The sequence below is a fragment of the Ligilactobacillus apodemi DSM 16634 = JCM 16172 genome (genome assembly GCF_001434405.1).
Lineage (GTDB): Bacteria > Bacillota > Bacilli > Lactobacillales > Lactobacillaceae > Ligilactobacillus > Ligilactobacillus apodemi.
Map to the genome: position 1 here is coordinate 405,257 of NZ_AZFT01000053.1, position 21,381 is coordinate 426,637.

Genomic DNA, 21,381 nt, shown 5'->3' on the forward strand with positions numbered 1-21,381 from the left:
TGCTTTGTCTTATTTTAGTGGAATCAACATTAATTATAAAAGTTGCGTCCTAATTATTATTTAAAGTAAAATTAATTAAGGATAAGGTTTTTTAAGGGGATTTTTTCAGGGAGAGGTGTATTTTAGGTGCGAAAAATTGCGTTGCTTTTATTAACGTTATTTTTGCTAGTAAGTCTAAGTGGCTGTAGTAAAGGAGAGAAGATCTCCCAACATACAGTTGCAGAAAAACAAGTTTTAAATTGGAATTATCCGGCAGAATTGACCACACTTGATCCATCCAAAGTCAGCGATTCTTACAGTGGCGATATTGTTGGTAATACGATGGAAGGGTTGTATCGTTTAGGGAATAATAATAAATTAGTACCTGCCTTAGGTGTTAAAACTAAGGTGGAAGCAGGTGGACTAAAATATACTTTTAGTCTGCGTAAAGGGGCTAAATGGTCCAATGGAGATCCAGTAACAGCCAGTGATTTTGTCTATGGTTGGCAACGAACATTACAAAAGGACACGGCTTCACCTTCTGCGTATTTATTTAGTGGGATCAAAAATGCTGATGCAATCATTGCGGGTAACAAAAAAGTAACTAGTTTAGGCGTTACCGCTAAAGACGATCATACTTTAGTAGTCGAATTAGAAAAGAAGCTACCATACTTTGAATCTTTGCTAACGATCGAGGCCTTTTTGCCCCAAAATAAGCGAGCAGTCGAAACATATGGTGAAAAATACGGGAGTGCAGCTGAAAAAATGGTCTATAATGGGCCGTTTGTTGTTAAAAATTGGACAGGGACAGAAAAAAGCTGGCAGTTAGTAAAAAATGAACAGTATTGGGATAAACAAAAGGTTAAGCTAAGTACGATCAATTTTAAAGTTAATAAAAGTACTACTAAGGCATATAAATTGTATCAAGCTGGTAAGTTAGATTATCTGACATTAAGTAGTAAACAAGCAACTAAACTAAAAAAAGATCCAGGCTATAGTGTTTTAAAACAGGCACGGACAAGTTATCTAGACTTCAATCAAACAAAAACAACCTTTAAAAACTTAAAAATCCGACAGGCACTTTCATATGCAATTGATCGTGATAAATTAGTAAAACAAATCGTTGGTGGCGGTGCGCAAACAAGTTTAGGGATCGTTCCCCAAGGTTTGTATGAATATAAAGGACGCGATTTTGCTGAAGTTGCCCAAACAACAGCAGGCGTGACTGGAAATAAGCAACGAGCTAAATGGCTTTTTAAGCAAGGTCTAGCTGAATTAGGTGTCAAGCAATTATCATTTACCTTGATGAGTAGTGACGACGAAACGGCTAAAAAAGTGGCACAGTTTATCAAAGAAGAGCTAGAAGAAACATTACCTAATGTTCAAGTGACGGTTCAAAGTGTTTCTTTAAAACAACGGATCGCGCAAGGACAAAATGGCAGTTTTGATATCCAACTAACATCTTGGGGAGCGGATTTTGCTGATCCTCTTAGTTTCTTAGCACTATTCACTACAGAAAATAGTTATAATTTTGGTGGTTGGAATAACACTAAGTATAATGAACTGATCAAAACTGCTCAGACCACCGACGCAAATAATAAGGCAAAAAGGTTTGAAGATCTTGTTAAAGCGTCGAAACTCTTAAGCGAAAAACAGGGAGTGATCCCATTATATCAAGCCAATATTCCGCAGTTGAAACGCGAAACGATCAAGGGATTGATTCAAAATTCGGCTGGAACTACTAATAATTGGAAGGAAGTCTATTTGGTTAAATAAACAAAAAAAGCGGATCACATTGACCCGCTTTTTTTGATATAAAGAAAAAAGCCCTCAAATTGGGGCTTAGCACACAATTAAACGCGTGTAACTTTACCGGATTTCAAAGCACGTGCTGAAACCCATACCTTTTTAGGCTTGCCGTCAACTAAGATACGAACTTTTTGCAAGTTTGGTTTCCAGCTACGGTTTGTTTGGTTCAAAGCGTGTGAACGTTTCTTACCAAATGTTGTTTTACGACCTGTTACAAAATCTTTAGCCATTATTATTATCCTCCCTTATTCTAAATTAAGGAGCAATGGGTCTTGCTCATTCACTAAATAAAATTATCATAGATAACGCATGATTGCAACAATTTTCTATAAAGTAATTTTGCTTGACAGCTATAAATGTTGATTTAATAAGGTTTTTTATAAATTTTAAATTTTGAATATAAGTTATTCAAATGATATTACAACTTTAATTTTATGGACTAGCAGTGTCAAGTTATTAGAATGATCATAACGAATTTTGGGCTCAGGGCATAAACATGTTATAATATAAAGACAAGTATTGATTAAGACTGTTGTGATACTAGGAATTGGTTGAAGACAAAGACTAGTTTATCCAGATAAAATGTCTTAGATAGTTAAGGAGGCTATGTCTAATGGCTGTAAAAATTCAAAATCAATTTGGAAATATTGATATCAGTAATGAAGTTATTGCAACCGTTGTGGGTGGTGCCGCAACCGAGATCTTTGGGATCGTTGGAATGGCAAGTAAAAAACAAATTCGTGACAATTTAAATGAAATCTTACGACGTGATAACTATTCAAAAGGCGTGGTGATCCGCCAAGAAAATGATGCAATCGCAGTCGATGTATATATTATTGTCGGTTATGGTACAAAAATCTCTGAAGTTTGTCGAAACGTTCAAGATAAAGTTAAGTATAATTTAGATTCGATGCTAGGGATCACTGCTGAGTCGGTCAATGTGATCGTTCAAGGTGTACGCGTTATCGGCGACTAGTGTACCAGAATAACCAAGGAGGAGTTTGGAACTTGAAAGTGGAGAATATTACTGAGACAGAATTTCGCAAGATGATTCTAGTCAGTTCAAAAAGATTAGCTAGCAATGCAGAATTTATCAATTCTTTGAACGTATTTCCCGTACCTGATGGTGATACAGGGACTAATATGAGTCTTTCTTTTGCCAGTGGTGAAAAATACGTTGCTGAATCAACTGCAACAAGTGTAGGAAAATTGGCAAATGCATTGGCTAAGGGATTACTCATGGGGGCACGGGGAAATTCTGGTGTTATTTTATCCCAAGTCTTTCGTGGCTTTGCAAAGAGCATTGCTGATAAAGAAACGCTCACCGCAAATGATTTAGTGACAGCCTTACAAGGTGGGGTGGAAACGGCTTATAAAGCTGTGATGAAACCACAAGAAGGTACGATTTTGACCGTTGCACGTAAGGCAGCTGAAGCAGCTACTAAAGAAGCTACTAAAACAGACGATGTAGTTGCTGTAATGAAAGCAACTTACGATGCAGCCGAAGAAGCATTGAAAACAACACCTGATCTTTTACCTGTTTTAAAAGAAGTTGGAGTGGTTGATTCTGGTGGTCAAGGGTTAACTTTTGTCTACCAAGGTTTCTATGATGCACTTTCTGGCAATGAGCGTGAAGATGAAGTTCATACTCCAAGTACCGTTGAAATGGACGAAATGGTCAATGCAGAACACCATAAGAGTGTACAAGGACAATTGAACACTGAAGATATCAAGTTTGGCTACTGTACTGAAATCATGGTACGAATCGGCGCCGGTCGCTTAGTTGATGAAAAATTTGACTATGATGAATTTCGTGACCATTTAGCTCAAATTGGTGACTCTTTACTAGTGATCGCTGATGATGAAGTGGTCAAAGTTCATGTGCATACAGAGCACCCAGGTCAAGTCTTATCATATGGACAAAAATTTGGCTCTTTAGTTAAGGTTAAAGTTGACAATATGCGCTTGCAACATGAAACAATCATCGGAAAAGATGAAGCAGAAGCAACTGAAATGCCTGCAACTGCTACAGAAAATACTGAACCAAAAGAATATGGTGTGATCGCGATCGCTTCTGGGGCTGGTATTGCCAATATCTTTAAACATCTTGGTGTTACCGATATTATCAGTGGCGGTCAAACGATGAATCCAAGTACAAAAGACATCGTTGAAGCAATCGAGAAAACTAATGCTAAAAAAGTAATTATTTTACCTAATAATAAAAATATTTTCTTAGCAGCCCAACAAGCAGCAGAAGTAGCTGATGCCCAAGTTGAAGTTATTTTGAGTAAAACAATTGCTCAAGGGATGAGCGCAATGTTAGGTTTTGTTGATACAGCTTCATTGGAAGAAAATAAAGAAAATATGACCGAAGAAATGTCATTGGTAAAATCAGGTCAAGTAACGGTCGCTGTGCGTGATACTACGATCGATGGACAAGAAATCAAACAAGGCGATTATATGGGAATCGTTGATGGTAAGATCGTTAATACGGCGGCTGGCTGTGAACAAGCGGCAGTTGAAATGGTCCAAATGATGTTAGATGATGACAGTGAAGTTGTCACGATCATCTATGGTGAAGACGGCACTGAAGCAGAAGCAGAAAAAATCGCTGCTAAAGTGACTGAAATTGATCCTGATGTGGAAATTGAGATCCATGAAGGTGATCAACCAGTTTACCCATATTTGATCTCAGTTGAATAAGCAAAGGTAAATTCTGACGGTGATTTTTGCTGGCCAGAATTTATTTAGTTATTGCAATATATTTTGAATTCTTGAAATATTTATGTGTGAACCCAAATTTTAAGAAAGGAAAAAGGCACAAACTAAGCAGCTTTACTTGATGTGCTAAGTGATTATGGAACGTTCATTAACAGATTCGCCAGCTGTCTTGAAGGGTGTTGGACCAAAAAAAGTGACGGCGCTAAATAAATTAGGAATCAATACGATCGAAGAGCTCTTGACGTATTATCCTTTTCGCTACGAAGATCTAACCGTTAAAAAACTAGCTGAAGTTACTGATGGTGAAAAAATTGTTTTAAAAGGAACTGTTGCTACACCACCAGTTGTTTCACATTTTGGGCGTGCTAAAAATCGGCTGAATTTTAGTCTGTTAGTCGAACATGATCTGCTTAGGGTGACTTTTTTTAATCAAGGTTATTTAGCTAAAAAGCTAAGTGTTGGTCAAGAAGTAGCAATTTATGGTAAGTATGATCAACGGCGTCAAAGTTTGACGGCAATGAAATTGATCTTACAAGAACAAGAAGATTTTGCAGGGGTCTACCGTGCTTCTAAAGAGATCACAGCAAAGACGATCAAAGAAATCGTGGCGCAAGCTTATGAAAATTATCAAGATTTATTATTTGATATTGTGCCGGTGAGTTTACGCGAACGGTTTAAGTTAGAAGAACGCAAAGTAATGATCCACAATATGCATTTTCCAGAAACGTTGAATCAAGGCAAGTTGGCACGCCGTTCGGCAATATTTGAGGAATTTTTTAAATTTCAGTTAAAGATTCAATTGTTAAAGAAACGCCAAAAAAAGGGGCAGGGCTTAGTAATTGCATATGATAATCAAAAATTAAAAGAATTTATCCAACATCTGCCTTTTGAATTAACTGGTGCCCAAAAGAGAGTCGTCAATGAAATTTGCCATGACCTACATTCAGATGTGCATATGAATCGTTTGTTACAAGGCGATGTTGGTTCAGGAAAGACGATTGTAGCAGCCCTTGCGATGTATGCCGCGGTAACAGCAGGATTTCAAACGGTTTTAATGGCACCGACCGAAATTTTAGCGCAACAACATGCGCAAAAGTTGGCCGAACTCTTTGAAAATTTCTCCGAAGTTAATGTGGCCTTGTTAACTAGTAGTACAAACCGTAGTCAAAAGGCTAAAGCCACCTTGTTAGAACATTTAAAAGCAGGAGAGATCAATGTCTTGATCGGTACACATGCAGTTATTCAAGACAATGTCGCTTTTAAAAATTTAGGGTTGATTATAACCGATGAACAGCATCGCTTTGGTGTGGGACAAAGAAAAGCTTTACGAAATAAAGGTGAAAATCCTGATACGTTAGCAATGACCGCCACGCCGATCCCGCGGACATTAGCAATTACGACCTATGGTGAAATGGATGTGTCAATCATTGATGAATTACCGAGGGGACGCCAGAAGATCAAGACGAGTTGGCTAAAGAAAAAGCAATTTAAGCAGGCCTTAGATTTTATTGCTAAGCAACTAAAAGACGGTTCGCAAGCCTATGTGATCTCCCCTTTGATTGCGGAGTCTGAGGCCTTAGATCTGCAAAATGCTACCGAGATCTATGAGCAATTGACTGAGCATTTTGGACCGACCTACCAAGTTGGACTTTTGCATGGTCAGATGAAAGCTGAACAAAAAGATGAAATCATGGCTGCATTTAAAGCCAAAAAAATTGATCTCTTAGTGTCGACGACAGTGATCGAAGTTGGCGTCGATGTTCCCAATGCAACCGTGATGGTAATTTTAGATGCAGATCGCTTTGGCTTAGCACAATTGCACCAGTTACGTGGTCGCGTTGGGCGTGGCAATAAGCAATCATATTGTTTATTAGTTGCGGATCCAAAAAGTGAGTATGGCATCAAACGGATGCAAACAATGGTCGAAACAACTGATGGTTTTGTGATCGCGCAAAAAGATCTGGAATTGCGTGGGCCAGGAGATGTTTTAGGTAAAAAACAATCGGGCTTACCTGATTTTAAGATCGGTGATCCCGTAAGTGATTTTAATATTTTACAAGCAGCACAAGTTGAAGTCGCACGAATTTTGAATGACCCTGATTTTTCACAGAAGCAAGAAAATGCAGGAATCATGCGGTATTTAAACCAAGAAACTACTAATCTAGCTAGTTTGGATTGAAAGTGAGGATTTTTATATGAAAATTGCAATTGATGCAATGGGTGGCGATAATGCACCTGAAAGCGTGGTAAAGGGTGCTTTAAAAGCACGGGATGAATTCAAAGATTTAGAACTCATTTTATATGGAGATGAACAACAAATTCGCGCCTTGATCGCTAATGATGAACGGATCAAAGTGGTTAACACAACTGAAGTAATCGGCATGAATGATGAACCGGTCAAAGCAATCAGAAAGAAAAAAGATTCTTCGTTGGTTGTTGCAGCTAATGCGGTTAAAGCAAAAGAAGCCGATGCCTTATTTTCATGTGGTAACACAGGGGCGTTATTAACGGCAGGATTGTTACTAGTTGGACGGATCAAAGGAATCTCACGTCCGGGGTTATTATCGACTTTGCCTGTCGTTTCAGGCCAAACTGGCGCATTTAATTTATTAGACAGTGGTGCTAATGCTGATAGTAAACCAGAACATCTATATCAATATGCTTTGTTAGGTAAGTACTATGCTCAAAACGTTCGTGGCCTAAAAGAACCTCGAATCGGTCTCCTAAATAATGGGACTGAACCGCATAAAGGAAGTAAACTAACACAAGAAGCCTATCAGTTGTTGGCTGCTGATGAAAGCTTGAATTTTGTTGGTAATGTTGAAGCTAAAGATTTGATGCAAGGGGTTTGCGATGTAGTTGTCGCTGATGGTTTTACGGGTAATGCAGTCTTAAAAGCAATTGAAGGAACAGCTTTAGCCGTAATGAGCCTATTGAAAGATACGATCAAAAATTCTGGTACTAAGGGTAAATTAGGTGCTTTATTATTAAAAGACGATTTAAAGAGTATCAAAGGACGCATGGACCAAGCACAATATGGTGGTGCAGTCTTGCTAGGCGTTAAAGCCCCTGTAGTTAAAGCTCATGGTTCAAGTGATGCTAGAACAGTGTATTATACGTTAAAACAAATCAGAACGATGATCCACGAAGAAATGGTGCCAAACTTTACTACTTATTGGCAAGCCCAACAAGCTTTAGCTAAAGAAGTTTCCAATGGTGGTAAAGCAACTGAATAATGTGATATACTGGTCTGCGATAAGATTACGATAAGCGAGGATGATATCCATGAATGAAGATGAAATTTTTGCTAAGATCCAAACGATCATTGAAGATCACTTCGATGTGACAGCAGCAGAAGTTACTGAACAAACAAACTTTAAAAATGATTTAAATGCTGATTCGATCGATTTGGTAGAGTTTGTCTTGGAATTAGAAGATACATTTGGGGCAGAAATATCCGATGAAGATGCCGAACAAATCTTAACAGTTAAAGATGCTGTAGCCTACATTGCATCTCATCAAGGTTAAGGAAAAACCAGCTTGAAAGAAAGCTGGTTTTTTATTTAATAAAAATTAAGTAAAATTGCTTACCATTCTTAGCAACTTACCAGGAGCCTTAGTTATCAACGCGTAGGTTTTTTGTTATAATGGATAAAGCATTAGTATAGTTAGGAGAATCACTGTGATAATTGGATTAACTAAGATGTTAAATGATGAATTTGACATTGATTTTAAAAATACGGAGTTGCTTGATGAGGCATTTACCCATGCTTCTTATGTCAATGAGCATCCACGTGAAAATCTAAAATATTATGAACGAATCGAATTTTTAGGAGATGCAGTCATGCAACTTTGCGTCTCGGAATATTTATTCAAGCGCTATCCAACTCTTCCAGAAGGGAAATTGTCGCGTTTACGGGCAGCGATGGTTTGTGAAGATAGTTTTAGTAAGTTTGCTAAAGAATGTCATTTTGATGAATATATTCGCTTAGGAAAAGGGGAAGAAAAGTCAAATGCACGGCAACGACCATCGTTATTATGTGACATTTTTGAAGCCTTTATCGGAGCTCTTTATTTAGATCAAGGTAAAGAAGTTGTGGGTGCTTTTATTCAACGAGTGGTGTTCCCTAAACTTGATATGGGATGGTTTGATCATTACTTGGATCACAAGACCGAATTACAAGAATTATTACAACAAGATGGCGATTGCAAGATCAATTATGTAAAAGTTGCTGAAGAAGGACCAGATAACGAAAAAGAATATACGATGGCAGTCTACGCAGATGGACAAAAGATCGGCGAAGGCTCAGGAATGTCTAAAAAGGCTGCTGAACAACAAGCTGCTTTCCAAGCGTTGAAATCGCTCCAAAAGTAGCCAACTTATGATTGAAGGGAAGATATCAGCATGAAGTTAAAATCGTTAACACTTAACGGATTTAAGTCCTTTGCTGACAAAACAACGATCACTTTTCAAGATGGAATGACTGGGATCGTTGGACCAAACGGTAGCGGAAAAAGTAACATTATTGAAGCTTTGCGTTGGGTTTTAGGTGAACAATCGGCTAAAAGTTTACGTGGGGGCAAGATGCCAGACGTGATTTTTGCAGGCTCACAAACACGAGCACCTTTGAACCATGCTGAGGTAGTGTTATCTTTTGATAATGCTGATCGTTTTTTAGAGCTACAGACCGATGAAGTTACAATCACACGACGGATCTATCGTAATGGTGATAGTGATTTTTTGATCAATAATAAAAATGTTCGCTTGCGTGATATTGTCGATCTATTTATGGATACTGGGCTTGGACGCGAATCATTTTCGATCATTTCTCAAGGGAAAGTTGAAGCGATCTTTAATAGTAAACCACAAGATCGACGTGTTTTGATCGAAGAAGTTGCTGGTGTAGTGAAATATAAAAAAGAAAAGCAAAAAGCGCTCCAAGAATTAGCCGAAACGACTGATCATTTAGATCGGGTGGCTGATATTATTACGGAATTAAAGCAACAGCGTGAACCGTTAAAGCAACAGGCAAGTATTGCAAGAGATTATGTTAAGCAAAAAGAAGAATATGATCATTATGAAAAAAGCCGGTTAGTCTTAGAAATCAAGCAAAATTCTGAACAAAAGGTGGCTTTAGAACAAAAAATTGCTGAAATTGATCAACTTTTAGCAGAGCAAACCGAGCAAGTAAAACTACAAGAACAAAAAACGCAAAAATTGCATGCCAAACAAGAAAAACTAGAAACAGATTTTGATGCAGAGCAAAAAGAATTCAATGAATTGACTAGTCAAAGAGAACGACTCATTGGGCGTCAAGATATGTCAAAGCACGATTATGATCTTTATCGTGAACGCTTGGCGGAATATGCTGAGAGCATTGAGCGTGACGAAGCTTCATTAAAGCAATTTGAGCAACAAAAATTAGAACTAGAAACTGCTAAGAGTGAGCTTGTAGCACAAACAGATACTTATCAAAAAGAATTTGATGATATCAATAAAATCTTGGTCGATGATCCAGAAACTTTAGCTGCACAAATTGAAGAAATGCGTCAAAAAATCATTGATGATATGCAAGCGAAGGTTTCACTTGATAATGAGTTGACATATCTTGAACAAGAAAATGAACGTACGACCAACCAACAAGAAGCAACCTTAAAACGACTTGAAGTTGCTAAGCAAGAGTTAGAAAAATTTAAGGCAAAGCAAACTGAAAGTGAACAGAAGGTCGATGATGCTACTGCCAAACAAAAACAGTTAAAAGTACAATTAGCTAGTCTTCAACAAGAATTAGTAACCGCCCAACGTTTGCGAGAAGATCAGCAACGAAGATGGCTTAAAGCAAGCGAGATCTTGCAACGAGCTAAGGCACAACAGGAATCATTACAAAATGTGGTGGCCGGACTAAGTGGTTATTATCACGGGGTTAAGGCCATTTTACAAGCAGATCTTCCCGGGGTAGTAGGTTCGGTGGCTCAACGGCTTAAGGTACCACAAGAAGTAGCTAAAGCGATCGATGTAGCCTTGGGGGCACAGTTGCAAAATGTTGTTGTAGCCGATGAAGATACTGCTAAAAAAGCTATTAGATATCTCGATCAAAAACGAGCTGGCCGGGCGACCTTTTTACCACGAACAACGGTCAAGCCCCGAAGCTTGTCGGTTCAACAGCAAAATACGTTAGCCCAATTAGCTGGGGTAGTTGGTGTTGCTAAAGATCTTGTGACTTACGATGCTAAAGATCGACCTATTGTTGAGCATTTATTGGGTGCGATCATCATCGCTAAAGATCTTGAGGCAGCTACTAAAATTGCGGTGCGCCTAGGCTATAGTGTCAAGATCGTAACACTAAATGGTGAAGTTTTAAACGCTGGTGGTTCAATGACTGGTGGACGTGATAAGAATCAAAGAACTGGTCTTTTAGAACAGCAACAACAATTGACACAACTTTCGACTAATATTGCAAAGATGGAAGAAAAATTAACTCAGATCGAAGTTGAAGGTGGTCAAACTAAAAAGAAAATAGAAGATCTGCAAACAAAGATCGAGGCGCAACAAGAACTCAATCAAGCCGCCTTAGTCAAGCAACAACAGGCTAATAAAACTCTTGAATTGTGTATGGTTGAAACACAGCATCAAGCAGAAACAGTAGCTTCACTTGAACTAGGCTTAAAAGCTGATGAAACTGCACTTTTTGGTGAGAAAAAGGCTAAATTGACTAAAAAGCTCCAAGCTTTAAAACAAGTAATCGAGGAGCAACAAAAAGAATTAGCTTTACGTCAAGCACTCCAAAAGGATAGTTCAAAGACGCAACGTGAGCAACAAGATACATTAAATGATTTGACGCAAAAAATTAGTCTCAATCAAGAACGGATCGAATCGCTACAGGTGCGTCTAAACGAAATAAATGTCCAATTGTCTCAAACACTTGCAAGAATTGAAAAAGCAAAACAACGTGTGGCTGCCACAAAAGAGAATCAAGCGAAAAATGAATTGCTCGATACAGATATTGAAGCTAAGCGTCAAGATGTCGAAACACGTTATAATGAGTTACAAGCAAGTCTTGCTACTAAAAAACAAGCACGTAAAGAAGTCCGCCAAAAAGTGACTGAGACCCAACAATTACTCAAACGTGCTAATGATTTACGTCAAGCCTCTTTGGATGAAAAAGGCGATTTTGTTGCTAAATTAAGTAGTTGCAAGACAACTTTGACACATAATTTAGATGAATTAGCGCAAAACTATGGGATAACTTATGAAGTTGCAAGTCAGACTAACCAAGAAACGGATCTAGAATTTGTTAAAAATAAAGTTCATCTGTTGAAACTAGGAATTGATGAGTTAGGCGAAGTCAACTTAGGAGCGATCTCTGAATTTGAACGTATCAATACGCGCTATGAATTTTTGACCCAACAACAAGCTGATTTGTTAGAAGCAAAAGAACAGTTGACCCTTAGTATGGATGAAATGGATAATGAGGCGCGGACTCGGTTTGAACAAGCATTTAATGATGTGGCCCAAGCCTTTGCTGAGATCTTCCCCCAAGTTTTTGAGGGTGGCAAGGCAACACTTAGTTTGACCGACCCAACTGATCTTTTAACAACGGGGATCGAGATCATGGCACAACCACCAGGAAAGAAATTCCAACATTTGAATCTTCTTTCAGGTGGGGAGCGTTCTTTAACGGCAATCGTATTGTTATTTGCGATCTTAAAAGTTCGACCGGTGCCATTTGTGGTTCTAGATGAAGCTGAAGCTGCCTTAGATGATGCCAATGTTGTTCGTTATTCACGGTATTTACATCAATTTAATACAGATACACAATTTATCGTGATCACACATCGTAAAGGAACAATGATGAATGCTGATATCTTGTATGGCGTAACAATGCAAGAGTCAGGTGTTTCAAAGATGGTCTCAGTGTCGTTAGATGAACTAGATTAATACCAGCAAATTAATAGAATGAGAAAAAGTTAAAAGCGAGGGATTTTATAAATGGGGCTTTTTGATAGATTAAGACGAGCTTTTTCAGGCGAACCTGAGAAAGATAAAGAAAAAGAAGAACAGCTTCAGACTTCGGAAGAAAATCAAACGAGTGAAGTAGCTACAGCTACAAGTGAAAGTGACGCTTCAGTTGAAACTAGTCAAACTGCAAGTTCTGAAAGTCAAAGTGAAACGGTTGAGCAAACTTCAGAAACGATGATCGAACCTGAGTCTGAAATGACACAGACAGAAGAATCAAGCTCAACCAAAGAGGTCGTTACCGCATCTATGACTATCGAAAGTAGTGAAGTAACGACTGAAGAAGTAGTTGAAGAAATCACAGAAGAAGTTATTGAACCAGCAACAACAGAGCCCAAACAAGCAGAAGTTGAAGTAAAAGAAGAAGTTTCTGAAACAACACGCTATGATAAAGGCTTAGCTAAATCGCGTAAGGGCTTTGGAGCAAAAATCAATGCACTTTTAGCCAACTTTAGACGTGTCGATGAAGACTTCTTTGAAGAGCTTGAAGAAACCTTGATCGAAGCTGATGTTGGTTTTGAAACAGCTATGAAAATCAGTGACGAGTTGCAAGATGAGGTAAAGTTACGTAACGCTAAAAGTAAATCTGATGTTTCTGATGCGATCATTGAACGTTTAGTGGATATTTATGAAAATGAAGGTCAAGATGAAGATAATACCTTGCATTTCGCTTCAGAAGGCCCAACCGTCTTTTTATTTGTAGGGGTAAATGGTGTTGGTAAGACAACGACGATCGGTAAATTAGCGCATCGTTATCAACAAGAAGGCAAAAAAGTCTTACTTGCAGCTGGTGATACTTTCCGCGCAGGTGCGATCGAACAGCTTGCTGAATGGGGCAAAAGAGTCGGTGTCGATGTTGTAACTAAACCTGAAAAAAGTGATCCTGCAGCTGTTGTCTACGATGCAGTTATCAAGGCCAAAAAAGAAGATTATGATATCTTGTTAGTTGACACGGCAGGACGTTTGCAAAATAAGGTCAACTTAATGAAAGAGCTTGACAAGATCAAGCGCGTGATCACTCGTGAGTTGCCCGATGCCCCGCAGGAAGTTTTATTGGCACTTGATGCAACCACCGGCCAAAATGCGTTGACACAAGCTAAACAATTCAAAGAAGTAACTGATGTGACGGGAATCGTCTTAACTAAGCTAGACGGGACCGCTCGTGGTGGGATCGTTTTAGCTATCCGAAATGAATTGCACTTACCAGTTAAGTTGGTGGGACTTGGTGAAAAAATGGACGATCTGCGTGATTTTTCACCCGAAGAATTTGTTTATGGCCTGTTTAAAGGCTTGGTCACGCCCAAAAAGGATTAAAAGATGGCAATTGAAAAAACAAACCGAATCAATGCGCTCTTTGAATTTTACGAGCCTTTGTTAACGGAAAAACAAATGACATACATTGCCTTATATTATCGAGATGATTTTTCACTTGGTGAGATCGCAGAAAATTATGATGTTTCGCGCCAAGCAGTTTATGATAATATAAGACGAACAGAAAAAATTCTCGAAGAGTATGAGAAAAAATTACACCTTTATCAAAATTTTTTACAACAAAGTGAAAAAACAGATGAAATCTTAGAATATGTGCAAATGACATATCCTGATGATCAAAAATTGCTCGACATGATCAGTAGTTTAGAAAATTTAGAAGAAATATGAAAGTTGGTGCAATAAATGGCATTTGAAGGTTTAACAGAACGTCTCCAAAATGCGATCGGAAAATTACGTAGAAAGGGTAAAGTTAGTGAAGCAGATGTAAAAGAAGTTATGCGTGAGATCCGCTTAGCTTTGCTTGAATCTGACGTTAACTTTAAAGTTGTCAAAGATTTTGTCAAGACTGTTCGCACTCGTGCTGTTGGGGCAGAAGTTTTAGAAAGCTTGACCCCGGCACAACAAATCGTCAAGATCGTTAACGAAGAATTAGTTAAGGTTATGGGTGAAGAAGCGACTCCACTTAACAAGTCACCAAAGATTCCAACCGTGATCATGATGGTTGGGTTGCAAGGTGCTGGTAAAACGACTACTGCAGGGAAATTAGCCAATCGCTTAAAGACAGAACAAAATGCGCGTCCATTAATGATTGCTGCCGATATCTATCGTCCAGCTGCGATCGATCAGTTGAAAACAGTTGGTCAAGAGATTGATGTGCCAGTTTTTGAATTAGGGACAGAAGTCGATCCTGTTGAGATCGTTCGTCAAGGGATGGAGCTAGCTAAAGAAAAGAAAAATGATTATGTTTTGATTGATACGGCTGGTCGTTTGCAAATTGATGAAAAATTGATGGATGAGCTTGTTCAAATCAAAGAATTAGCTACACCAGATGAAATCCTTTTGACAGTTGATGCAATGACCGGGCAAAATGCGGTTGAAGTGGCACAAGGCTTTAATGATCAACTCGATGTGACCGGGGTCGTCTTGACCAAATTAGACGGTGATACACGTGGTGGGGCTGCTTTATCAATCCGTGCGGTAACCGGTAAGCCAATCAAATTTATTGGTCAAGGTGAAAAGATGACTGCTTTAGATGTCTTTTATCCTGACCGAATGGCTTCACGTATCTTAGGTATGGGTGACATGCTTACCTTGATCGAAAAGGCCCAAAAAGATTTTGATGAGAAAAAAGCTGAAGAACTAGCGGATAAGATGCGGGAAAACAGCTTTGATTTCAATGATTTCTTAGATCAAATGGAACAAGTTCAAAATATGGGGCCAATCGAAGATATCATGAAAATGATTCCTGGAATGGCTAATAATCCAGCTTTAAAGAACATTAAAGTTGATCCAAAAGATATGGAACATACCAAAGCAATCGTTTACTCGATGACACCACAAGAGCGTGAAGATCCAGATATTTTAAATCCAAGTCGACGTCGCCGGATCGCAGCAGGGTCAGGCCGTCCAATTCAAGAAGTAAACCGAATGATCAAGCAATTTAAACAGATGCGTGATATGATGCAAAAAATGTCTAAAGGCAACTTTAGTGGCATGGAAGGGTTGTTAGGCGACGGTTTGAGTGGTAAGTTGGCCAAAATGTCCATGAACCGTATGGTACGCAAGAATAAAAAACGTAAATTACAAAGATTACGTAAACGCCGTAAATAGGCGATATATCAGCGTTTTTGTGTGATTTTTCAAAAAAAAATATCAACTGTCAAGAATTTTCCCTTTACAGCAGACGAAAATACTGGTATATTATTTATCGTTGAGAAGATATTAGGAGGTGTATTGCATGTCAGTAAAAATTCGTTTAAAGCGTATGGGTTCTAAGAAGCGCCCATTCTACCGTATTGTTGTAGCAGATTCACGTTCACCACGTGATGGCCGTTTCATCGAAACAGTGGGTACATACAACCCATTAACACAACCAGAACAAGTTACTCTTAAAGAAGAAGCTATCATGGGCTGGTTAGATAACGGTGCTCAACCATCAGATACAGTTCGTAACATCCTTTCAAAACATGGTGTTATGAAGAAATTCCACGAAGCTAAATATTCCAAGAAATAAGGTTTAGTGAATGACAGAGGCAAATGTGAAGCAATTGATCATCGCAATTGTAAAACCGTTGGTCAGTGATCCTGATGCGATCAAGATCACAACCGTGCAGGATGCACATTTTCTGAATTTTAACTTAACAGTTGCGCCTAATGATGTAGGGCGTGTAATTGGAAAACATGGTCGGGTTGCTCAAGCAATTCGGACTGTGGTTTATAGCGTTCGTATTGACGGACCTTCAAAAGTTCGTTTAAATATCGTAGATGATTAATTAAACCTCTGGTTGAAACGTCTGTTTCTTCAGAGGTTTTTTTAATACAATGTACCAATAAAAAATGATTTCTTCTTTAGCCTAATGTCTTTAGCAATTAGGATAGATAAATTTAGGAAAGGAAAAGCCATGATAGCTAAAAAGTTTCATGGCAGCAAATAACATGGAATTTTATCAAGTAGGTAAGATCGTTAATACTCACGGAATTCGCGGTGAAGTTCGGGTGGTCGCAACAACTGATTTTCCAGAAGAACGGTTTAAAGCGGGAAATAAATTATATGCCTTCAAGCCTAATGCAACCGAAGGAATCGAATTAACTGTGAAAAAGAGCCGTAAGCACAAACAATTTATCATGCTTACTTTTGAAGGCATGGAAAACATTAATTTGGTTGAACCACTCAAGGGAGACGATTTAAAAGTTTCCGCTGAACAACAAAAAGAATTAGAAGAAGGCTCATATTATTATCATCAAATCATCGGGCTTGAAGCAGTGACAACTACCGGTGAAGAGTTAGGTAAGATCACCGAAATTTTATCTCCCGGTGCAAATGATGTTTGGGTCGTAAAACGTAAAAATAAAAAAGACTTGTTATTACCTGTGATCGATGATGTGATCAAAGAGGTCGATTTAGCTGCAGGTAAAGTTGAGGTAGAACTTTTAGATGGGTTGGATGACTAAATGAAAATAGATATTTTAAGTTTATTTCCGGATATGTTTACGGGACCTTTGACCCAATCGATCGTCGGTAAAGCAATCGATAAGGGGTTATTGGACGTAGAGGTTACCGACTTTCGCGCTTATACAACTAACAAACAGCGCCATGTTGACGATACGCCTTATGGTGGTGGAGCAGGGATGTTATTACAGGCGCAACCGATCTATGATGCTTTAGATGCGATCGAAGCGAAAAATAATGGCTTAGGCAAGGTTATCTTACTTGATCCTGCAGGACGTAAATTTGATCAACGTGTGGCTGAAGAGTTAGCCAATGAAGAACACCTAACTTTTATTTGTGGGCATTATGAAGGCTATGATGAACGAATCAGAGCACGGGTCACCGATGAGATCTCATTAGGTGATTTTGTGTTGACTGGTGGTGAATTAGGTGCCATGGTCGTGATCGATGCAACGGTTCGTTTATTACCAGATGTATTGGGAAATGCTCAGTCGGCGATTGGAGATTCATTTTCGACTGGTTTATTGGAATATCCCCAATATACACGTCCAGCTGATTTTAGAGGGATGAAAGTTCCTGAAGTACTAACTAGTGGTAACCACCAAAAAATCGCTGAATGGCGCAATAAAGAAGCTTTACGGCGTACATATGAGCGGCGCCCAGATCTACTTGAAAATTATGAGCTTTCTGCTAAAGAAGCTAAGTGGTTACGAGAATTTAAAACGATCGAGGAATAGGGTATGAGTGAAATCAAAATAATGCCAGTAGATATTACTGACGCAGCTCAGTTGTTAGATATTTACGCCTACTATATCCAAAATACGGCCATCACCTTTGAATATGAGATCCCTAGTCTAACTGAATATCAAAAACGAATTGAAGAAATCAGTCAGACTTACCCATATTTAGTAGCTAAAAAAGATGGTAAAGTTGTAGGCTTTGCTTATGCAGCACCTTTTAATCATCGTGCAGCTTACAAGTGGTCAGTTGAAGTGACGATTTACCTTGACCCGACTAGTCGCGGAAATGGCATTGGCAAAAAGCTTTATTATCGTTTAGAGCAATGTTTGAGTGCGATGGGCTTTCAAAATCTCAATGCTTGTATCAGTGTACCTAAAAAAGATGCTGATTCTTATGTAGACTATGGTAGTATGCATTTCCATGAGCATCTAGGTTATAAACTAGTTGGTCGTTTTCATAGTTGTGGCTATAAATTTGATACGTGGTACGACATGATCTGGATGGAAAAATTGATTGGGGATCATCCTGTTCCTGCGCCATTATTATTAGATAAATAAAATAATAGTTGTTTACATGAAGTTTTTTGTGTGTTAAAATAAATTCTGGCTGTTGCCAAGATTAACGATATTCCGCTGCATCTGGACATGAATGTCGATGAAAAGGAGAAAACATAAATGTCAGTAAACCCATTGATCCAAAAAATTACGGAATCTCAATTACGTAATGATATTCCAGAATTCCGTGCTGGTGATACAGTGCGTGTTCACGCTCGTATCGTTGAAGGTAAGCGTGAACGTATCCAAGTCTTCGAAGGTGTTGTTATCAAACGCCGTGGCGAAGGCATCTCAGAAACTTATACAGTTCGTAAAATCAGTAACGGTGTAGGTGTTGAACGTACATTCCCATTACACACACCACGTGTTGATAAGATCGAAGTTGTACGTTACGGTCGTGTACGTCGTGCTAAATTGTACTATTTACGCGCATTGCAAGGCAAGGCTGCTCGTATCCCAGAACGTCGCCGTTAATAAAAACGTTAAAACCCTTGATTTTTCAAGGGTTTTTTTGTTTGAAAAATTAAATCCGCTTAAGTTTTAATAGAGATATTTATCAAAACTTTTTGATTTCTTAAGCATAAATTTAATTTTAAATAATATATTACATGTATTTTTAGAGTTGTAAGTAAACCAACACTAGCGTGATTGAAAACACTTTCTTTAAATTTGTCTTTAGTTTATGCTAATTTAGCTATTAAATATTGCTTTTTTACTTCAAAATAGTAATATTAAAGGTGAAGAGAAGAGTTGGTTAGTCAAATAGTAGTATAGTTGTTGTTATTATTGAAGGAGATCGCAGCATATGAAAAAAGACGCATGGCGCAATGATGAAGAATACATGAGTTATGTGGGCGAATTATTAGCTAAGCCAGAAGTTCAACGTTTAGCTAATTATACGCAACACCATTTTTCGACGCGCTTGGAACACTGTATCGCTGTTTCTTATGAAAGCTATTTACTTGCCAAAAAATTTAACTTAGATGCTAAAGCGACTGCTCGTGCCGGATTATTGCATGATTTATTTTACTACGATTGGCGTGTGACGAAGTTTGATCGTGGAACTCATGCATGGATCCATCCACGAATTGCAGTACGCAATGCTGAAAAATTAACGACTTTAACTCCACGCGAGAAAGATATCATCATCAAGCACATGTGGGGTGCAACTACTTGCCCACCAAAATATTCAGAAGGTTATATTGTGACTTTGATCGATAAATATTCTGCCACTGAAGAGTATAGCAAACACCTTTATCTTAAGCTCGTAGGATCCATAAAACAAGCTCTAGGCTTTGCTAAAGTAAGTGAATAGTGTACAATAGTGTTAAGCACTATGGATTAGCATAGAGATAGACCCGTATTACATAGTGATGCGGGTTTTTTTAGATATAAATTTAGTAGGGGGTATGGCCTGTGGGTACGCAAACTGTTTTTAAAGTCTGTCCGAAGTTTCAAAAGACTTTTGGAATTTTAGGAAAAAAATGGAATGGATTAATTATCGAAGTATTGTTAAATGAAGGACCGCAAAGGTTTAAGGAGTTAGCTCAAAAAGTAGAAAAATGTAGTGATCGTGTATTAGTTGAACGCTTAAAAGAACTGGAAAAAGAAGGTCTTGTTGAAAAAGCCGCTTCTGAAAAAAGTTCTCGTGCAGTCTACCAATTAACTGCACGCGGGGCGGATTTACGCGCCATTATGAACGACATTCATACCTGGTCAGAGAAATGGTATTCGCTTGAGGATTGCAAAGAATTACTTGACTAACCTTAGATCCAAGCTTAAACTGAATAATATAATATTTAAAGACGTAGACGGAAATTAGTAGAATCAAGCTGTATAACAGAAAGAGACCGGTAGCTGAGAAGGTTTTGATACAAAATGATTTGAATTTCACTTCCTGAGTTACTGTTGGGATTCATTTAGATGAATAACAGATCGGTTCATGACCGTTTTATCATGAAAAAGTGCTGTTTTTACTGACAGAACAAGGGTGGTACCGCGAAGCCTCGTCCCTTTTAGGGATGGGGCTTTTTTGCGTTTAGATAGATATTTATGAAAGGAAAGATCAAGATGAATCTTAAAGAAAGACTTGAAGAGATCAAGCAAAAAGGACTCGAAGAAATTCGACATGCACAAGATGTTAAAACTATTAATGATGTTCGTGTCAATTTGTTAGGTAAAAAAGGTTCGATCACCGAAGTTCTCCGTGGCATGCGTGATCTTAGTGCTGAAGAACGTCCTAAAGTCGGTAGTTTTGCCAATACGATCAGAGATGAACTTACTCAAGCAATTGCACAAAAAAACGAAGAACTTGAGGCTTTAAAACTTGCAAAGCGGTTAGAAAGCGAAACACTTGATGTAACTTTACCTGCTAGCCCAGTAGCTACAGGCACACCTCACGTATTGGTGCAAGTGATCGATGAAATTGAAAAATTATTCCTAGGGATGGGCTTCCAAGTTGTTGATGGCCCTGAAATCGAAGAAGATCACTATAACTTTGAAATGTTAAATTTACCACCAGATCATCCAGCACGTGATATGCAAGATACTTTTTACATTACAAATCAACTTTTGATGCGGACTCAAACATCCCCTGTCCAAGCTCGAACAATGGAAGTTCATGATTTTTCTAAGGGACCATTAAAGATGATCTCTCCCGGAAAAGTTTATCGGCGTGATACCGATGATGCAACGCACTCGCATCAATTCCATCAAGTTGAAGGTTTAGTGATCGATAAAAACATTACAATGGGTGACTTAAAAGGTACGTTAGAATTGATCGCCAAAACAGTCTTTGGTCAAAATCGCGAAATTCGTTTGCGGCCAAGTTATTTCCCATTCACAGAACCTTCTGTTGAAGTAGACGTTTCATGCTTTAAGTGTGGGGGCACAGGTTGTTCTGTCTGCAAAGGTACTGGTTGGATCGAAGTTTTAGGTGCTGGTATGGTTCATCCTAACGTCTTGAAGATGGCTGGGGTGGATCCAGAAATTTACGGCGGTTTTGCCTTTGGCTTAGGACCGGATCGTTTTGCGATGCTTAAGTACGGCGTTGATGACATTCGCGAATTTTACTTAAATGATGTTCGCTTCTTACAACAATTTTCGCAGAAAGGATAATT

At 38.5% G+C, this 21,381-nt stretch carries 21 protein-coding genes and 1 other annotated feature; of the genes, 20 read left to right on the forward strand and 1 reads right to left on the reverse strand.

The features are described from left to right. The first annotated feature begins 126 nt into the window (after positions 1 to 126). On the forward strand, positions 127 to 1,755 hold the full coding sequence (locus tag FC32_RS07245) for a peptide ABC transporter substrate-binding protein (RefSeq protein ID WP_025086922.1): 1,629 nt from the start codon (positions 127 to 129) through the stop codon (positions 1,753 to 1,755). Positions 1,756 to 1,832: 77 nt separating this feature from the next. On the opposite strand, the gene rpmB is transcribed toward FC32_RS07245, so the two are convergent. Beyond that, on the reverse strand, positions 1,833 to 2,018 hold the full coding sequence (gene rpmB, locus FC32_RS07250) for a 50S ribosomal protein L28 (protein ID WP_004047397.1): 186 nt from the start codon (positions 2,016 to 2,018) through the stop codon (positions 1,833 to 1,835). Between the two features lie 383 nt (positions 2,019 to 2,401). Between rpmB and FC32_RS07255 the strand changes: the two genes are divergently transcribed. The 19 genes from FC32_RS07255 (at position 2,402) to pheS (ending at position 21,379) form a co-directional block, all read left to right on the forward strand. Next, positions 2,402 to 2,764, forward strand: coding sequence for an Asp23/Gls24 family envelope stress response protein (locus tag FC32_RS07255; RefSeq protein WP_025086921.1), 363 nt, complete (start codon positions 2,402 to 2,404; stop codon positions 2,762 to 2,764). Positions 2,765 to 2,796: 32 nt separating this feature from the next. Next, on the forward strand, positions 2,797 to 4,491 hold the full coding sequence (locus FC32_RS07260) for a DAK2 domain-containing protein (protein ID WP_025086920.1): 1,695 nt from the start codon (positions 2,797 to 2,799) through the stop codon (positions 4,489 to 4,491). A 154-nt stretch (positions 4,492 to 4,645) separates the two neighbouring features. Further along, on the forward strand, positions 4,646 to 6,688 hold the full coding sequence (gene recG, locus FC32_RS07265) for an ATP-dependent DNA helicase RecG (RefSeq protein ID WP_056957355.1): 2,043 nt from the start codon (positions 4,646 to 4,648) through the stop codon (positions 6,686 to 6,688). A 16-nt stretch (positions 6,689 to 6,704) separates the two neighbouring features. Then, positions 6,705 to 7,745 (forward strand): phosphate acyltransferase PlsX, encoded by a 1,041-nt coding sequence (gene plsX / locus FC32_RS07270; protein WP_025086919.1) that lies wholly within the window; start codon positions 6,705 to 6,707, stop codon positions 7,743 to 7,745. A 49-nt stretch (positions 7,746 to 7,794) separates the two neighbouring features. Further along, on the forward strand, positions 7,795 to 8,037 hold the full coding sequence (acpP, locus tag FC32_RS07275) for an acyl carrier protein (protein WP_025086918.1): 243 nt from the start codon (positions 7,795 to 7,797) through the stop codon (positions 8,035 to 8,037). Between the two features lie 154 nt (positions 8,038 to 8,191). Continuing rightward, positions 8,192 to 8,884 (forward strand): ribonuclease III, encoded by a 693-nt coding sequence (gene rnc, locus FC32_RS07280; RefSeq protein ID WP_025086917.1) that lies wholly within the window; start codon positions 8,192 to 8,194, stop codon positions 8,882 to 8,884. Between the two features lie 30 nt (positions 8,885 to 8,914). Further along, entirely contained in the window at positions 8,915 to 12,448 is a 3,534-nt protein-coding gene (smc, locus tag FC32_RS07285; protein WP_056957356.1) for a chromosome segregation protein SMC, read from the forward strand. A 51-nt stretch (positions 12,449 to 12,499) separates the two neighbouring features. After that, complete coding sequence (gene ftsY, locus FC32_RS07290) at positions 12,500 to 13,840, forward strand: signal recognition particle-docking protein FtsY (RefSeq protein ID WP_025086916.1); 1,341 nt, start codon at positions 12,500 to 12,502, stop codon at positions 13,838 to 13,840. Positions 13,841 to 13,843: 3 nt separating this feature from the next. Beyond that, positions 13,844 to 14,185: a putative DNA-binding protein gene (locus FC32_RS07295; protein WP_025086915.1), complete on the forward strand. Its 342-nt coding sequence runs from the start codon at positions 13,844 to 13,846 to the stop codon at positions 14,183 to 14,185. A gap of 15 nt (positions 14,186 to 14,200) precedes the next feature. Continuing rightward, positions 14,201 to 15,628: a signal recognition particle protein gene (ffh, locus tag FC32_RS07300; protein ID WP_025086914.1), complete on the forward strand. Its 1,428-nt coding sequence runs from the start codon at positions 14,201 to 14,203 to the stop codon at positions 15,626 to 15,628. 127 nt (positions 15,629 to 15,755) lie between these two features. Continuing rightward, positions 15,756 to 16,031, forward strand: a complete 276-nt coding sequence (gene rpsP, locus FC32_RS07305; RefSeq protein WP_025086913.1) for a 30S ribosomal protein S16 — start codon at positions 15,756 to 15,758, stop codon at positions 16,029 to 16,031. Between the two features lie 10 nt (positions 16,032 to 16,041). Then, complete coding sequence (locus FC32_RS07310) at positions 16,042 to 16,290, forward strand: KH domain-containing protein (RefSeq protein WP_025086912.1); 249 nt, start codon at positions 16,042 to 16,044, stop codon at positions 16,288 to 16,290. Positions 16,291 to 16,453: 163 nt separating this feature from the next. Beyond that, the gene (rimM, locus tag FC32_RS07315) at positions 16,454 to 16,969 is read left to right on the forward strand and encodes a ribosome maturation factor RimM (RefSeq protein ID WP_025086911.1); all 516 of its coding nucleotides are present in this window, start codon (positions 16,454 to 16,456) and stop codon (positions 16,967 to 16,969) included. Further along, complete coding sequence (gene trmD, locus FC32_RS07320) at positions 16,970 to 17,704, forward strand: tRNA (guanosine(37)-N1)-methyltransferase TrmD (RefSeq protein WP_025086910.1); 735 nt, start codon at positions 16,970 to 16,972, stop codon at positions 17,702 to 17,704. A gap of 3 nt (positions 17,705 to 17,707) precedes the next feature. Beyond that, positions 17,708 to 18,265 (forward strand): GNAT family N-acetyltransferase, encoded by a 558-nt coding sequence (locus tag FC32_RS07325; protein WP_025086909.1) that lies wholly within the window; start codon positions 17,708 to 17,710, stop codon positions 18,263 to 18,265. Between the two features lie 117 nt (positions 18,266 to 18,382). Next, positions 18,383 to 18,736, forward strand: a complete 354-nt coding sequence (gene rplS, locus FC32_RS07330) for a 50S ribosomal protein L19 (RefSeq protein ID WP_025086908.1) — start codon at positions 18,383 to 18,385, stop codon at positions 18,734 to 18,736. A gap of 331 nt (positions 18,737 to 19,067) precedes the next feature. Further along, on the forward strand, positions 19,068 to 19,577 hold the full coding sequence (locus FC32_RS07335) for an HD domain-containing protein (protein ID WP_025086907.1): 510 nt from the start codon (positions 19,068 to 19,070) through the stop codon (positions 19,575 to 19,577). A 101-nt stretch (positions 19,578 to 19,678) separates the two neighbouring features. Continuing rightward, entirely contained in the window at positions 19,679 to 20,026 is a 348-nt protein-coding gene (locus FC32_RS07340) for a winged helix-turn-helix transcriptional regulator (protein ID WP_025086906.1), read from the forward strand. 35 nt (positions 20,027 to 20,061) lie between these two features. Beyond that, positions 20,062 to 20,279 (forward strand) — a binding site (T-box leader). A 53-nt stretch (positions 20,280 to 20,332) separates the two neighbouring features. Then, complete coding sequence (pheS, locus tag FC32_RS07345) at positions 20,333 to 21,379, forward strand: phenylalanine--tRNA ligase subunit alpha (RefSeq protein ID WP_025086905.1); 1,047 nt, start codon at positions 20,333 to 20,335, stop codon at positions 21,377 to 21,379. The last annotated feature ends 2 nt before the right edge of the window (positions 21,380 to 21,381 follow it).